Source organism: Pseudomonas sp. C8002, from assembly GCF_013385765.1.
GTDB lineage: Bacteria > Pseudomonadota > Gammaproteobacteria > Pseudomonadales > Pseudomonadaceae > Aquipseudomonas.
Map to the genome: position 1 here is coordinate 168,091 of NZ_JACAPJ010000007.1, position 15,842 is coordinate 183,932.

Here is a 15,842-nt window from a genome sequence, read left to right on the forward strand (position 1 = left end):
TTCATAGATGCCGTCACGGACTCTGGAAACCTGGCCCCACGGCGCGATCATGCTGGATGCGGAACACACCCGCTTCGCGTTATGGGCGCCAGACGCGTTTTATGTCAGCGTTGAATTTGAGGAAGGAAAATCGGTAGCGATGCTGCCCCAGGCCGATGGCTGGTTTGTGGTGCAGCTGCAATGCCCGCCGGGCACCCGCTACCGCTACAACATCGACGGCGAACAGGACGTTCCCGACCCGGCTTCCCGGGCACAGGCCACGGACGTTCACGGCTTCAGCGTGGTGGTCGACCCCCTGGCCTATCAGTGGCGCCAAAGCCACTGGCAAGGCCGGCCGTGGCACGAAGCGGTGATCTACGAGATACACGTGGGCGTACTGGGGGGCTACGCCGAGGTCGAGAAACAACTGCCGCGCCTCGCCGAACTGGGGGTCACCGCCATTGAGCTGATGCCCATCGCGCAATTCCCCGGCGAACGCAACTGGGGTTACGACGGTGTCCTGCCCTACGCTCCCCAATCCTCCTACGGTTCGCCCGAGCAGCTCAAACAGCTGATCGACAGTGCGCACCACTATGGCCTCGCGGTAATCCTCGATGTGGTCTACAACCACTTCGGCCCCGACGGCAACTACCTCGGCACCTACGCCAAGGGTTTCTTTCGCGAAGACGTGCACACGCCCTGGGGCGCGGGCATCGACTTTGATCGCCGGGAGGTCCGGGATTTCTTCATCGACAACGCCCTGATGTGGCTGCTGGAATACCGCTTCGACGGCCTGCGCCTGGACGCCGTGCACGCCATCAACGATCCCGAATTTCTGCAGGAGCTGGCGCAAAAAGTACGCCAGCAAGTCGACACGGGGCGGCATGTGTGGCTGGTGCTGGAAAACGAATTCAACCAGGCCAGCCTGCTGGAAAGCGGTTTCGACGCCCAGTGGAACGATGACGGCCACAACGCCCTGCACGTGCTGCTCACCGGCGAAACCGACGCCTACTACAGCGATTTCGCCCAGGACCCCACGGGAAAACTGGCGCGCTGCCTGAGCGAAGGATTTATCTACCAGGGCCACACCACGCGCCACGGCCACACGCGCGGCGAGCCCAGCGGGCACCTGCCGCCCAGCGCCTTTGTGCTGTTCCTGCAGAACCACGACCAGATCGGTAACCGCGCCCTGGGCGAACGCCTGCATCAACTGTGTTCGCCCCAGGCCCTGAGCGCCGCGACGACCTTGCTGCTGATGTCGCCGATGATCCCGCTGATGTTCATGGGCGATGAAGTCAACGCCGAGGAGCCGTTCCTGTTCTTCACCGACCATCACGGCGAACTGGCCGAGGCGGTACGTGAAGGCCGGCGCAATGAGTTTGCCGACTTCGCCGCGTTCAGCGACCCCGAACGCCGCGAACGCATTCCCGACCCCAACTCCCTGCAGACCTTTCGCCGCTCGGCACCCGCCCTCGCCGACTGCGGCGACTCGCAGCTCTACCGGCACCTGCTGAGCCTGCGCCACCAACATATCGTGCCGCACCTGCCCGGCAGCATGGCCCTGGGTGCGCACGTGCTGGCAGAGGGCGCGGTCACGGCGCGCTGGCGCCTGGGCAATGGCAGCCTGTTGCAGATCGACCTCAACCTGAGCGCCGATTCTCTGAACTACCCGGCTGCCGAGCACCTCCTATTTGTGACGCAGGCCAGCGGGGCCGAACAATTGGCTCCCCTCAGCGCCCGCGTCAGCCTCACCCATTCCCCTGTTGGAGAGCACCCTTGAGCGACGCGCAATTGGAAATACTCGCCAGCCGAGCGGGCCTGGCCGTCGATTGGATCGACGCGAATGGCCGCCCGCAACATGTAAAGCCTGACGCCCTGCGCGCCGTGCTCAAAGGCCTGGGCCACCCGGCCGACAGCGACGCCGAGATCGAAGCCAGCCTGCTGGACCTCGAACGCGTGCAACAAGACAAGCACCTGCCGCCCCTGATGACCGTCGACAGCGGCGCCGGCCTGGACCTGGCGCGCTACTTCGCCCCCGGTACGCCGTGCCAGATTCACCTCGAAGACTCCAGCGTGCTGGACCTGAGCCTGGACGAGAACGCGGTGTTGCCCGGCTCGATTCCGGTCGGCTACCAACAAGTGCATATTGCCGACCAGCATTTCACCCTGGCCGTGGCACCGACGCATTGCTACACCGTCGCAGAAGCGGTCGACACCCAGACCGCCCGCGCCTGGGGCCTGAGCGCCCAGCTGTATTCCCTGCGCCGCAGCGGCGACGGCGGCTTTGGCGATACCCAGGCACTGGAACAACTGGCCCGCGCCGCCGCCGAACGCGGCGCCGACGCCCTGGCGATCAGCCCGATGCACGCGATGTTCAGCGCCGACACCGAGCGCTTCAGCCCCTATTCCCCGTCCAGCCGCCTGTTCCTCAACAGTTTGTACGCCTCCCCCGGCTGCATCCTCGGCGAACGTGCGGTGCAAACCGCCATCGAAGCCAGCGGGCTGGCCGACGAATTGAATGACCTTGAGCAACAAAGCCTGATCGACTGGCCGGCCGCGGCCAAAGCCAAGCAGCGCCTGTTGCGCACCCTGTATGACGACTTCCGCCAGGGCGACCACCCGCAACATGCCGACTTCCTGAGCTTCCGCCAGGCTGGCGGTGAAGCCCTGGAAAACCACTGCCGCTTCGAAGCCGTACAAGCCGAACGCGCGGCCAACGGCGAGAGCCTCGACTGGCGCCACTGGCCAGAGGACTGGCACAGCCCGCAAAGCCCGGCCCTGGTGCAGTTTGCCGAAGCCAATCGGGACGAAATCGGCTTCTACGCCTTCAGCCAATGGCTGATTGCCCGGTGCCTGGAACGCGCGCAACAAGCGGCGCGCGGCAGCGGCATGGGTGTCGGCCTAATCGCCGATCTCGCAGTGGGCGCCGACGGCGGCGGCAGCCAGGCCTGGAGCCGCCAGGATGAACTGTTGGCGGAACTGACCGTGGGTGCGCCACCTGACATCCTCAACCGTGCCGGCCAGGGCTGGGGTATTTCCGCGTTTTCCCCCGAAGGCCTCAAGCGCAACGGCTTTCGCGCGTTTATCGAAATGCTGCGGGCCAACTTCGCCCACGCCGGCGGCTTGCGCATCGACCATGTGATGGGCCTGCAACGCCTGTGGGTGATCCCGATGGACGCCTCGCCACGGGACGGCGCCTACCTGTATTACCCGGTGGATGACCTGCTGCGGCTGTTGGCCCTGGAGTCGAGCCGCCACCAGGCGATCGTCCTCGGTGAAGACCTCGGCACCGTACCCGACGGCCTGCGGGAAAAACTCATCGCGCGCTCAATCCTTGGGATGCGCGTGCTGCTGTTCGAACAAGACCACGGCGGCCAGTTCAAGCCGATCCTCGATTGGCCGGACAACGCGCTGGCCACCACCAGCACCCACGACCTGCCGACCCTCAACGGTTGGTGGCACAGCCGCGATATCGACTGGAATGTCCAGCTGGGCCTGATCGATGCACCCACCGTAGAGCAATGGAGCGAACACCGCCTGCGGGAACGCCAGGCGCTGCGCCAGGCCTTGAGCCAGGACCCGCAGAACTTCATCGACGAAGTGCGCAACGAAACCGACCACGTCATCGACGCCAGCGTGCGCTACCTGGGCCACACCCGTGCACCCTTGGTATTGCTGCCGCTGGAGGACGCCCTGGGGGTCGAGGAACAATCCAACCTGCCCGGCACCACCGACACCCACCCGAACTGGCGCCGCCGCCTGCCGGGCGATGCCGCCACCCTGCTCGATGACGACAATGCCGCCCGCCGCCTTGAGCTGCTGGCCGTGGCGCGCATCCAGGCCCAAGAGCGTGACCGATGAAAGCATTGACGCTTCGGGCTACCCAGCGCCTGCAATTTCATAAGGGCTTCACCCTCGACGACGCCGTGCCGCTGGTGCCGTACTTCGCCGAGCTGGGCATCAGCCACCTCTACGCCTCGCCATTGCTGAGCGCCCGCGCCGGCTCGATGCACGGCTATGACGTGGTCGATCCCACCACCGTCAATCCCGAGCTGGGCGGCGAACCGGCGCTGCGGCGATTGGTTGCGGCGTTGCGCGAACATGACATGGGGCTGATCCTCGATATCGTGTCCAACCACATGGCCGTCGGCGGTGCCGATAATCTGTGGTGGCTGGACTTGCTGGAATGGGGTCGCCTGAGTCCCTACAGCGAATTCTTCGACATTCAATGGCACTCGCCAGACCCGCTGCTCAAGGGCCAACTGCTGATGCCGTTCCTGGGCAGCGACTACGGCGAAGCCCTGCAGTCGGGTGCCCTGCCGCTGCGCTTCGACCCGCAGCACGGCAGCTTCTACGTCGAGCATTACGAACATCGCTTCCCGATCTGCCCGCGGGAATACGGCGAGCTGGTGCCCGTCAAGTCACTGGCCGATCGCTTCAGCAGCCTGGCCTACCAGCCGGACGCCTATCCCCAGGCCGCCGCGCTGAAACAGGAACTGATCGAGGCCGCCCGCGACCCCGAAACCCTGAAGGCCATCGAAGCGAACCTCGACCTCTACGACGCCCGCCAGCCCGAAGGTTTCGCCCGCCTGCACCACCTGCTGGAACAACAAAGCTATCGCCTGGCCAGCTGGCGCACGGCAGCGGACGATATCAACTGGCGGCGGTTCTTCGACGTCAACGAGCTGGGCGGCCTGCGGGTCGAACGCAGCGCGGTGTTCGAAGCGACCCACGGCAAGATCTTCCAGCTGATCAGCGAAGGCCTGATCGACGGCCTGCGCATCGACCACATCGACGGCCTCGCCGACCCGCGCGGTTACTGCCGCAAGCTGCGCCGCCGGGTGGACTCGCTGGCGAGTGGGCGGCACTTGCCGATCTTCGTCGAGAAGATCCTCGGCGAAGGCGAAACCTTGCGTGAAGACTGGCGCGTGGACGGCACCACCGGCTACGAATTCATGAACCAGCTGTCATTGCTGCAACATGACCCGAAGGGTTTCGAACCCCTGGCCGAGTTATGGACCCGCCACACCGAGCGCCCGTCTTCATTTATCGAAGAAGCCTGGCTGGCCCGGCAGCAGATCCTCAACGGTTCCCTGGCCGGGGATTTTGAAAGTGTGGCCCAGGCCCTGCTGCAAGTGGCTCGGGACGATGTGATGAGCCGCGACCTGACCCTGGGTGCAATTCGCCGCGCGTTGCAGGAATTGATCGTGCATTTCCCGGTGTACCGCACCTACATCAGCGCCCGGGGCCGCAGCGAACTGGATGACGTGTTTTTCCTGCAAGCCCTGGCCGGTGCCCGCAGCACCTTGAGCGAAGGCGACTGGCCGGTGCTCGACTACCTGGAAAAATGGCTCGGCGGCCAACCCTGGCGCGACCGCCCCCTGGGCCGCAAACGCAAGATGCTCAAGCACGCCTGCGTACGCTTCCAGCAACTGACCTCGCCGGCGGCGGCCAAGGCCGTGGAAGACACTGCGTTCTACCGCTCGGGTGTGTTGTTGTCGCGCAATGACGTGGGTTTCAGCACCGAACAATTCAGCGCCCCGCTGGAAGACTTCCACGCGGTCAACCAGCAACGACTGCGCACCTTCCCCGACAACCTGCTGGCCACCGCCACCCACGACCACAAGCGCGGCGAAGATACCCGTGCGCGCCTGGCGGTGCTCAGCGAGGCCGCCGACTGGTATGCCGAGCAGGTGGAGCAATGGCGCCCCCTCGCCGCCCGCCTGCGCAGCGATGCCAACACGCCGTCCGCGGGTGACGAACTGATCCTCTATCAGGTGCTGCTGGGCAGTTGGCCGCTGGACCTGCACCGCGACGATACCGAGGGCCTGGCGGACTATCACCAGCGCCTGTGGCAGTGGCAGCAGAAAGCCCTGCGTGAAGCCAAGCTCAACAGCAGCTGGAGCGCACCCAACGAGTTGTACGAGCAAGGTGTCGAAGCGTTCCTGTCACGGCTGCTGCTGGAGGACGCCGGCAAGACCCTGCGCGATGCCATCGGCGAGGCCGCCCAGGCCATCGCCCCGGCCGGCGCGCTCAACGGGCTGGCGCAATCCTTGCTTCGCCTCACCGTGCCGGGCGTGCCGGACCTGTACCAGGGCGATGAGTTCTGGGACTTCACATTGGTAGACCCTGACAACCGCCGCCCGGTGGACTACCCCGCACGGCAACAGGGGCTGCACACGCCGCCGGACATCGGCGAGCTGATGTTCAACTGGCATGACGGGCGTATAAAACAGGCGTTGATCAGCCAGGTCCTGGGGTTGCGCAAGGCGCATCCGCAACTGTTTCGCCAGGGCACGTACGAGCCTCTGGAAGTGGTGGGCGAACACGCCGAGCGGGTGGTCGCTTTCTACCGCGAATACCAGGGCAAACAGCTGCTGGTGGTGGTGCCACGCTGGCCTCACCGGCTGCTTGAAAACGGTGTGTATCCCCTGATCAACGCGCAGATTTGGGGCGATACCCGGGTCCGATTACCGTTCGCCGCTCCAACCCAAAATTGGAAGGGACTTTTCCGAACAGGCGCAGTCACACCAAACAAGGAGCTCATGATCAGCGCTGCCCTGGGGGATTTCCCGGTCAATGTCTTTATCAATCCTGATGATCAAGAAAGCTGAAATTTTCTGTGAGGAGCATTGCGATGAGTACTGAAGACAAACGCATCCGCGAACTGGCACATCAGATCTGGGAATCTGAAGGTAAACCCCATGGCGAGGACGCACGACACTGGGAAATGGCGCGCAAACTGGCGGAAGCCGAAGCGCTGACGCCATCCAAGGCACCGAAGGCCGCCGCCAAGGCCAAGCCAAAAGCCAAGCCCGCAGCGGCAGCGCCGAAACCGGCAGCCAAGCCGAGCGCAGTGCCGGCGGCGAAGAAGCCTGCTGCGAAGAAGCCCAAGGCCCCCTGACCCAAAGATCCTCCTGCAGGTGCGCCCGCACCGCAGGAGGCTATCCAACTACCGATATCTACCCGGCATCACGCCGGAATGGCCCCGTTCGGCCCGGAAAAACCCTTTTGCAGGAGCATCTCAATGAGCAAACCCAACAAGCCCAACTCGACGCCGGAAAACGAGCCGTCGCGGATTCGTGAAGGTTTGCCCTTCCCTCTCGGCGCGACCTGGGACGGTCTGGGGGTCAACTTTGCGCTGTTCTCGGCCAACGCCACCAAAGTCGAACTGTGCATCTTCGACGACAGCGGCGAAGTCGAGCTGGAGCGCATCGAACTGCCGGAATACACCGACGAGACCTTCCACGGCTACCTGCCCGACGCCCACCCCGGGCTGATCTACGGCTACCGCGTGTACGGTCCCTATGACCCGGCCAACGGTCATCGCTTCAATCACAACAAATTGCTGATCGACCCCTACGCCAAACAGCTGGTGGGCGAGCTCAAATGGTCCGAGGCCCTGTTTGGCTACACCATCGGTCATCCGGACGCCGACCTCAGTTTCGACGAGCGCGACAGCGCGCCCTTCGTGCCCAAGTGCAAAGTCATCGACCCGGCCCACACCTGGGGCAACGACCAGCCAGTGCGCACGCCGTGGGATCGCACGATCATTTATGAAACCCACCTGCGCGGCATCACCATGCGCCACCCTTCGGTGCCTGAGGAAGTGCGCGGCACCTGCGCCGGGCTGATGGTCGACGATGTGCTCAAGCACATTCGCCAGTTGGGTGTGTCATCGGTCGAGTTGCTGCCGGTGCACGCCTTCGTCAACGACCAGCACCTGCTGCAAAAAGGCATGACCAACTACTGGGGCTACAACAGCATCGCCTTCTTCGCCCCGGACCCGCGCTACCTGGCCAGCGGCAAGATCGCCGAGTTCAAGGAAATGGTCGCGCACCTGCACGAAGCCAAGCTGGAAGTGATCCTGGACGTGGTCTACAACCACACCGCCGAAGGCAACGAGCAAGGCCCGACGCTGTCCATGCGCGGCATCGACAACGCCTCGTACTACCGCCTGATGCCCGATGACAAGCGCTTCTACATCAACGATTCCGGCACCGGCAACACCCTCGACCTGAGCCACCCGTGCGTGCTGCAAATGGTCACCGACTCGTTGCGCTACTGGGCGACCGAGATGCATGTCGACGGCTTCCGCTTCGACCTGGCAACCATCCTTGGCCGCTACCGCGACGGTTTCGACGAGCGCCACAGCTTCCTCGTGGCCTGCCGCCAGGACCCGGTGCTGCGCCAGGTGAAAATGATTGCCGAGCCGTGGGACTGCGGCCCCGGTGGCTATCAGGTCGGCGGCTTCCCGCCGGGCTGGGTGGAATGGAACGACCGTTTCCGCGACACCGTGCGCTCGTTCTGGAAAGGTGACGACGGCCAACTGGCCGACTTCGCCGGACGCATGACCGCCTCGGGCGAGATGTTCAACCAGCGCGGCCGCCGGCCGTACAGCTCGGTGAACTTCATCACCGCCCACGACGGTTTCACCCTGCACGACCTGGTGTCCTACAACGACAAACACAACGAAGCCAACGACGAGAACAACCAGGACGGCAGCAACAACAACCTGTCGTGGAACCACGGTGTCGAAGGCCCTACCGACGACCCGGAAATCAACGCGCTGCGCCTGCGCCAGATGCGCAATTTCTTCGCCACCCTGCTGCTGGCCCAGGGCACGCCAATGCTGGTAGCCGGTGACGAGTTCGCCCGGACCCAGCACGGCAACAACAACGCCTACTGCCAGGACAGCGAGATCGGCTGGATCAATTGGGAACTGGATGAAGACGGCAAGGCCCTGCTCAAGTTCGTCAAGCGCCTGATCAAGTTGCGCCTGGCGTACCCGATCCTGCGTCGCGGGCGCTTCCTGGTGGGCGACTACAACGAAGATATCGGGGTCAAGGACGTCACCTGGCTCGCGCCGAGCGGCGATGAAATGACCATCGAGCAATGGCAGGACAGCCATGGCCGTTGCCTGGGCATGCTGATGGATGGCCGCGCCCAGGAAACCGGGATTCGCCGCCCGGGGGCCGATGCCACGTTGTTGCTGGTGGTCAATGCACACCACGACATGGTCAATTTCCGCCTGCCACCGGTGCCGGATGGCGGCTTCTGGACCTGCATGCTCGACACCAACCAGCCGGCAGTGCGTGGCCAGGAACGCTTCGATTTCGATCACGAATACGCGGTCACCGGGCGTTCGCTGCTGCTGTTTGAATTGCAGCATGAGGACGAGGTGTGACATGGCCTTGCATGAGTTTCTTCGCGGCTACCGGGATTACCCGGACACCCAGGCCCTTGGCGCTGCGCTGAGGGCTTTGGTGGAGGAAGGCCTGGACCAGTTGCCCTTGCCGGGCAGCGGGCAAACGTTGGAACGCTTCAGCCGGCTGGCGCAAGTCGCCGGCCATGACCTGCGGTTGTGCAAGTTGTTTGAAGGCCACACGGACGCCCTGGCGATCATCGCTGAACTCGACAGCCCCTTGCCGCCGGTTGGCAGCACGTGGGGCATGTGGGCGGCCGAGCCGCCCACCGCCAAGGTGCGGATCCGGCGTGACGGCCAACGTGTGCGGCTGGAGGGCCGCAAGGCCTGGTGCTCGGGCGCGGCGGTGGTCAGCCACGGGTTGCTCACGGCGTGGGATGAAGAGGATCGCCAGCAACTGGTTGCAGTGCAAATGCACCAGCCCGGCGTAACCGTCACCGATGAGGGCTGGGCCGCCGTGGGCATGGCCGCTACGGGCAGCGTTGAAGTGCTTTTCCACGACGCCGTTGGCCTGGCCATCGGCAAGCCTGGGGACTATTTGGCGCGCCCAGGCTTCTGGCAAGGCGGCATCGGCATCGCCGCCTGCTGGTACGGCGCGGCACAACGCTTGGCGGAGGCCTTGCGCGAGCAGTGCGCAAAACGCCCGGAGCCCCACGCCCTGGCGCACCTTGGCAGCGTCGACAGTGCCTTGCACAGCGCGGCCTGTGTGCTGCGCGACAGCGCCACCCATATCGACCGGCAGCCCAAGGCAGATGCCCGGCTGTTGGCACAACAGGCACGGGCCTGTATCGAAGAAACCGTCGACCAGGTGATTCACCATGTCGGCCGAGCACTGGGCGCCGGGCCGTATTGCAAGGACCCGCATTTTGCCCAGTTGATGGCCGACTTGCCGGTGTACCTGCGGCAAAGTCATGCCGAGCGCGACCTGGCCGCCCTTGGTCAACAAGTCGCCGATGAGCGCCCAGGGAGATGGGAACTATGAAGATCAATCCAATCGTCGGCCAGGGCACGCCCTTGCATGTGTGGCAAGGCTCGTCGCGACTGGCCGAGCTGCCTTGCGTAGACATTGCCGAACTGGTGCCTGAAGGCAGCCGCGCCGTGATCATCGCGCCACACCCGGATGACGAAGTCCTGGGCTGCGGCGGCCTGCTGCAAGGCCTTGCCGCGCTGGATCGCCCTATCCTGCTGATCTCCGTCACCGACGGCAGCGCCAGTCACCCCGGCTCCCGCCGCTGGCCGGTGGAACGCCTGAGCGTGGTGCGGCCGCAAGAGTCGGCGCAGGCCCTGCACCGGCTGGGATTGCCGTTGCACAGCCTGAAATGGTTGCGGGCCGGGTTCAGCGACAGCCACGTCGCCGCAGGTGAAGAAGACCTGAGCCGCTTCATCGAGCGTTACCTCAAGCCCGGCGACGTGGTCTTCACCACCTGGCGCGAAGACGGTCATTGCGACCACGAGGCCGTGGGCCGTGCCAGTGCCAAGGCGACCCGGGCGGTGGGCGCAACCTTGCTCGAGCTGCCCGTGTGGACCTGGCATTGGGCAACCCCGGAAGACAGCCAGGTGCCCTGGGATCGCGCTCGTAAAATCCCCCTGACACCTGAAGCCGTGGCCCGTAAACGGCACGCCATCCATGCCTTCGCCAGCCAGTTGGAAGGCGACCCGCAGATCGGCCTGCCGCCGGTGCTCGCGCCCTATGTGCTGGAGCGCCTGCTGCAACCTTTTGAAGTGGTGTTCGTATGAGTGTCGCCACGCCCTATTTCGACGAGCTGTTTGCCGGCAACGACGACCCTTGGGCCTTTCGGCAACGCTGGTATGAACAGCGCAAGCGGGCCCTGACCCTGGCGCTGCTGACCCGGCCGCGCTATGCCTCGATCTTTGAACCCGGCTGCGCCAATGGCGAACTGAGCTTCGAGCTGGCCCCGCGCTGTGACCGCCTGCTCTGCTGTGACACGGCACAAGCGGCGGTCAGCCTCGCACAGGCGCGGCTGCGGGGTTTCAGCCATGCCACCGTGCAGCAGAGCCGCCTGCCGCAGCAATGGCCCAGCGAAACCTTCGAGCTGATCGTGCTCAGCGAGCTTTGCTACTACCTGGACCCGAAGGATTTCGATGGGCTGATCGATCGCGCGCTCGCCTCCCTGACGCCTGACGGACAAATCCTCGCCTGCCACTGGCGCCCGATCATCGAAGGCTGCCCGCAGACCGCCGAACAGGTGCATGTGCGCCTCGGCCAGCGCCTGGGCATGCCACATCTGGCGCAGCATCACGAAAGCGATTTTCTACTGGATTTGTGGAGCCGCGACGGCACCACGGTTGCGACCCTGGAGGGACTGCGATGATCGGCATCCTGATACCCGTGCATAACGAAGAAAAACTGCTGCCCGAATGCCTGAAAGCTGCGATGGTCGCCGCCAGTCATCCGGGCCTGCTGGGTGAAGAGGTGCAGATTCTGACAGTGCTCGACAGCTGCAGCGACCGCAGCGCCATGATCGCCCGCGAATACCAGGTGCACAGCCTGGAAGTGCAGGCGCGAAACGTGGGCCACGTGCGCGGCGTGGGTGCGCGGCACCTGCTTAATAACGGCGCGCGCTGGATTTCCTGCACCGACGCCGACAGCCGCGTCGCTCCCGATTGGCTGGTGGCGCAACTGGCCCTGGGCGTGGATGCGGTGTGCGGCACGGTGACGGTGGACGCCTGGAGCGACGGCTTCGACCCGGCGGCGCAGATCCGCTATCACCAGGCCTACACCGCCCGTGACGGGCATCGGCATATCCACGGCGCCAACCTGGGCGTCAGTGCCGGCGCCTACGTGCGGGCCGGCGGTTTCGAGCCCCTGCCCTGCCATGAAGACGTGGAGCTGGTGCGCCAACTGGAGCGCTGCGGGGCCTCCATTGCCTGGAGCCACTCGCCCCAGGTGATTACCAGTGCCCGCCTGGATTGTCGCGCCCAGGGCGGCTTCGGTGATTACCTGAAGAGCCTGATGCAGGCCTCGTGAAAAAATTGCGACACCCGGCGGTGTTAAAGCGGCGATTCATAACTATCATCACTATTCCTTGCACGGCAATCCAGGGTTGGAACGCCGTCGCGCCGCGAGCGTGCAGTACCTGACGCTCGCGTACCACAAGAGCCGTCCCGTCAACGGGGTACGGCCTGCACCACCGATAAACAAGGACGTGACACCCATGAAGCCTGCACTGTTAAGTGACAACCGCCGGGGCCCCGCGCAAATCTGGAACAGCGCCCCGCAACTCGCGCAAATCCCTGCCATCAACCCCGCAACCCTGGTGCCCAAGGGCGCCCGCGTGGTGATCATCGCCCCGCATCCCGGCGATGAAGTGATCGCCTGCGGCGGTCTGCTGCAATTGCTCAGCACCCTTGAATACTCCCTGCAACTGATCTCCATCACCGACGGCAGCGCCAGCCATCCGGGGTCTACCGTGTGGCCGGCCAAACGCTTGAGCGTGGTGCGGCCCCAGGAAAGTGTCGAAGCCTTGCGCCGCCTGGGCGTGCCCCTGCACAGCCTGAAATGGATCCGCGGCGGTTTCGCCGACAACGCCCTGGCCGCGCGGGAACAGCAAATGAGCCAGTTCATTGCGCGCTACCTGCAACCCGGCGACGTGGTGTTCACCACCTGGCGCAACGACGGCAATGACGACCACGACGCCGTCGGCCGTGCCGCTGCCAAAGCCTGCGCAGTCAAGGGCGTGCGCTTGCACGAACTGCCGATCTGGGCGTGGCACTGGCCGCTTCGGGAAACCGCCGCCATCCCCTGGCAGCGCGCGCGCAAGGTGCGGCTCGACACCTGGAGCGTCGCCCGCAAGCTGCACGCCGCCCACGCCTATGCCAGCCAACTGGCAGGCGACCCGGAAATCGGCCTGGCGCCGATCTTGGCGCAGGTGCTGCTGGAGCGCATGCGCGAGCCCTATGAGATTGTATTTTTGTAGGCGCACCCACTCGTCTACACCTGTTACTTCTGACAGTAGCGAACGCTCTCTCTGTGTGGCTAGCTTGGAACACCGGCTTGCAGGGAGGGCGAATCATGAGCACGCGGTTTTCATCAGTGACGTATCTGAGCGTCTGCAGCGTGACGACGCTGTTGCTCAATTGGCCTCTCCCCGCGCAGGCCGCCTGTACGTTGGTCATAACCGCAGGCAACGACACCACCCTGTGCAGCGATGGCAGTGCTGGCGCGCTGACGGATTTACAAGGAAGCAACATCCTGGAGTTCCCCGTCGGCGGCACCGGCATCATCGTCGGCAACGTGACTTATGGCGCGGGAGATGATCGGGTCACGATGGATTCCGGCGCGATCAATGGCGCGATCAACCAAGGTGACGGAAGAAATATTTTCCAGCTGTTCAATGGCAATATCTCCGGCACGGTGACGCAAGGCGCGGGCGGTGATATTGCGCAAATCAGCGGCGGCAGCTCCGGTGCAATCTCCCAGGGTGACGGGGTTGACCAGTACTTCCAGAGCGGTGGCACCGTCGCCTCACTGGCTCAGGGCGACGGCCGTGACGAGTTCACCATGAGCAGTGGCAGGATTGTCGGCGCCTTTGAAGATGGAGATGTAGCGCTGATGACCGGTGGCAGCATCGGACGGGTCGACATGAAGCTCGACAACAACCTGTTTGACCTGCAGGGTGGAGCGATCATCGGCAACCTCGTTACTGGCTTCGGAAACGACACCATCCTGGTGTCCGGAGGAACGGTTGGTGGCAACATCAGCGTCAGCGGCGGCGACGACATCATCAACGTCAGCGGAGGGGAAATAAGTGGGCAGATCCTCGCCAGCTTTGGCAACGATGAGTTCACTTGGGAAGGCGGCGGTCTGATCCATAAGGAAATCCTCATGGGTGATGGCGCTGACAGGGGTTTCCTGTTCAACCTGACCGAAACCACCCTGGCCTCCACACCACTTCTGGATGGTGGTTTGGGTAACGACACCCTGACCTTCGACAACACCCGATCCGCCACGCCAACCCGCTATGTCAACTGGGAAACCGTCAACCTGGACAACAATTCGCGCCTGACCCTGGGCGGCGACTTCAAGCTCGGTGACAGCGCTACGGCCACCGGTACCCTGAATATTTTTGGCAGCGCCGCCCTGCAGGTAACACAGGGCAGCATCAGCCCCTTCACGGCCGGGCAACCAGCCAACCTGAAAAACGGCGGCCTGATCGACATGACCACCGGCAGTTCCAGCGCCACCGACAGCCTGACGGTCAACGGCAACTACACCGGCAATGGTGGCGAACTGGCGCTGCAATCGGTACTCGGCGCCGACGGCTCGGCCAGTGACAAGCTGGTAGTCAGCCAGGGCACGCTGCAAGGCGGCACTACCATCACCGTCACCAACCTTGCCGGCCCCGGCGCCATGACCCTGCAGAACGGCATCCAGGTGGTTGAAGCGCTTAACGGTGCCACGAGCAGCGACCTGGCGTTTACCCTGCGCGGTGGATCCGTTTCCGCAGGCGCCTATGAGTACTACCTGTTCAAAGGAGGCGTAACGCCGGGCACCGGGCAAAACTGGTTCCTGCGGTCCTCGGTGGTGGCGCCGCCGCTGCCCAACCCTGAGGATCCTGACGACCCAGTGGGCATTCTCCCCCCCGTCCCCGCCGATGGCACGCCGGACCTCCCGGGGATTTTCCCGGGAGAAGAACCCATACCCATCTATCGCCCGGAAGTCCCGGTGTATGCCGTACTGTTTCCCGCCGTGCAGCAGATGGTCCAGGGCATGCTGGGCACCTACCACGAACGCATGGGCGACCAAAGCCTGCAACGCCAACCTGGTGCACTAGCGGCCGGTTGGGGCCGGGTGTATGGCAGCAGCACGCGGCAATCATTCGCCGGCACCGTCAGCCCGTCGCTGGACAGCTCCCTGTCCGGTTTCCAGGTTGGCACTGACCTGTATGCCTGGACCAACGACGCTGGCCTGACCCAACGCTTCGGCTTCTTTGTCGGCCACAGCCGCCTGACCGGCAATGTGGCGGGCTTCAATGGCGGTTTTCAGGGCAAGGACGCCGGCAACACCACCCTGCGCGGTGACAGCCTGGGCGCGTATTGGACGCTCATCGGCGCCAACCGCGCCTATATCGATGTCGTGCTGATGGGCACGCGGTTCGATGGCCACAGTGAATCCGACCGGGGCGTCAAACTCCCAACCAAGGGCCACAACGTGCTGGGGTCTGTGGAGGTGGGAATGCCGTTTGCGGTGTCTGAACAGTGGGAGGTTGAGCCGCAGGCCCAGGTGATTGTCGATAGAAGCTATGTGGACAGCCAGAACGACGGAATCTCGGATGTCTCATTCCGCGCCGACACTAACGTCGTCACCCGTCTCGGTGTCCGCCTCAAGGGCAGCTACAGCGTGAGCGGCATGCCCCTGCAGCCTTACGTGCGTACCAACGTGTGGCACGCCAGCGCCGGGAATAACACTGTCAGGTTCAATGACAGCACGGACATCAACACCGAACAGAAGTCCACCACGCTGGACGTCAGCACCGGGGCAACGCTGCAGGTATCGAGTACGGTCAGTGTGTATGGCGAGGTGGGGTACAACAGCAATCTGGACAGTAATCAGCTGAATGGGCGAAAAGGCACGATTGGCATAAGGGTCGACTTCTAAGCCACAACACATCCCCACTGTGGGAGCGGGCTTGCTCGC

The 15,842-nt window shown here is 64.2% G+C and carries 11 protein-coding genes; all 11 read left to right on the forward strand.

Annotated elements, in window-relative coordinates; translation table 11 throughout:
• Positions 1 to 7: 7 nt before the first annotated feature.
• The 11 genes from treZ (at position 8) to HX814_RS12215 (ending at position 15,803) form a co-directional block, all read left to right on the forward strand.
• Positions 8 to 1,759, forward strand: a complete 1,752-nt coding sequence (gene treZ, locus HX814_RS12165; RefSeq protein WP_087692373.1) for a malto-oligosyltrehalose trehalohydrolase — start codon at positions 8 to 10, stop codon at positions 1,757 to 1,759.
• Positions 1,756 to 3,840, forward strand: coding sequence for a 4-alpha-glucanotransferase (malQ, locus tag HX814_RS12170; protein WP_087692374.1), 2,085 nt, complete (start codon positions 1,756 to 1,758; stop codon positions 3,838 to 3,840). The genes treZ and malQ overlap by 4 nt, the downstream gene beginning before the upstream one ends.
• Entirely contained in the window at positions 3,837 to 6,593 is a 2,757-nt protein-coding gene (locus tag HX814_RS12175) for a malto-oligosyltrehalose synthase (RefSeq protein ID WP_177008558.1), read from the forward strand. The genes malQ and HX814_RS12175 overlap by 4 nt, the downstream gene beginning before the upstream one ends.
• A gap of 23 nt (positions 6,594 to 6,616) precedes the next feature.
• The gene (locus tag HX814_RS12180) at positions 6,617 to 6,883 is read left to right on the forward strand and encodes a DUF2934 domain-containing protein (RefSeq protein ID WP_003207537.1); all 267 of its coding nucleotides are present in this window, start codon (positions 6,617 to 6,619) and stop codon (positions 6,881 to 6,883) included.
• Positions 6,884 to 7,006: 123 nt separating this feature from the next.
• Positions 7,007 to 9,166, forward strand: a complete 2,160-nt coding sequence (glgX, locus tag HX814_RS12185; protein ID WP_003207536.1) for a glycogen debranching protein GlgX — start codon at positions 7,007 to 7,009, stop codon at positions 9,164 to 9,166.
• Between the two features lies 1 nt (position 9,167).
• The gene (locus HX814_RS12190) at positions 9,168 to 10,166 is read left to right on the forward strand and encodes an acyl-CoA dehydrogenase family protein (RefSeq protein WP_102368888.1); all 999 of its coding nucleotides are present in this window, start codon (positions 9,168 to 9,170) and stop codon (positions 10,164 to 10,166) included.
• A complete protein-coding gene (locus HX814_RS12195; protein ID WP_177008559.1) occupies positions 10,163 to 10,921 on the forward strand; it encodes a PIG-L deacetylase family protein in 759 nt (252 codons plus the stop codon). Before HX814_RS12190 ends, HX814_RS12195 begins: the two co-directional genes overlap by 4 nt.
• Positions 10,918 to 11,517 carry an SAM-dependent methyltransferase gene (locus HX814_RS12200; protein ID WP_177008560.1) on the forward strand — a complete coding sequence of 200 codons (600 nt, stop codon included), beginning with the start codon at positions 10,918 to 10,920 and terminating at the stop codon, positions 11,515 to 11,517. The genes HX814_RS12195 and HX814_RS12200 overlap by 4 nt, the downstream gene beginning before the upstream one ends.
• Positions 11,514 to 12,173, forward strand: coding sequence for a glycosyltransferase family 2 protein (locus tag HX814_RS12205; protein ID WP_177008561.1), 660 nt, complete (start codon positions 11,514 to 11,516; stop codon positions 12,171 to 12,173). Before HX814_RS12200 ends, HX814_RS12205 begins: the two co-directional genes overlap by 4 nt.
• 187 nt (positions 12,174 to 12,360) lie before the next feature.
• The gene (locus HX814_RS12210; RefSeq protein ID WP_087692380.1) at positions 12,361 to 13,122 is read left to right on the forward strand and encodes a PIG-L deacetylase family protein; all 762 of its coding nucleotides are present in this window, start codon (positions 12,361 to 12,363) and stop codon (positions 13,120 to 13,122) included.
• A gap of 95 nt (positions 13,123 to 13,217) precedes the next feature.
• Positions 13,218 to 15,803: an autotransporter outer membrane beta-barrel domain-containing protein gene (locus tag HX814_RS12215; RefSeq protein WP_177008562.1), complete on the forward strand. Its 2,586-nt coding sequence runs from the start codon at positions 13,218 to 13,220 to the stop codon at positions 15,801 to 15,803.
• The last annotated feature ends 39 nt before the right edge of the window (positions 15,804 to 15,842 follow it).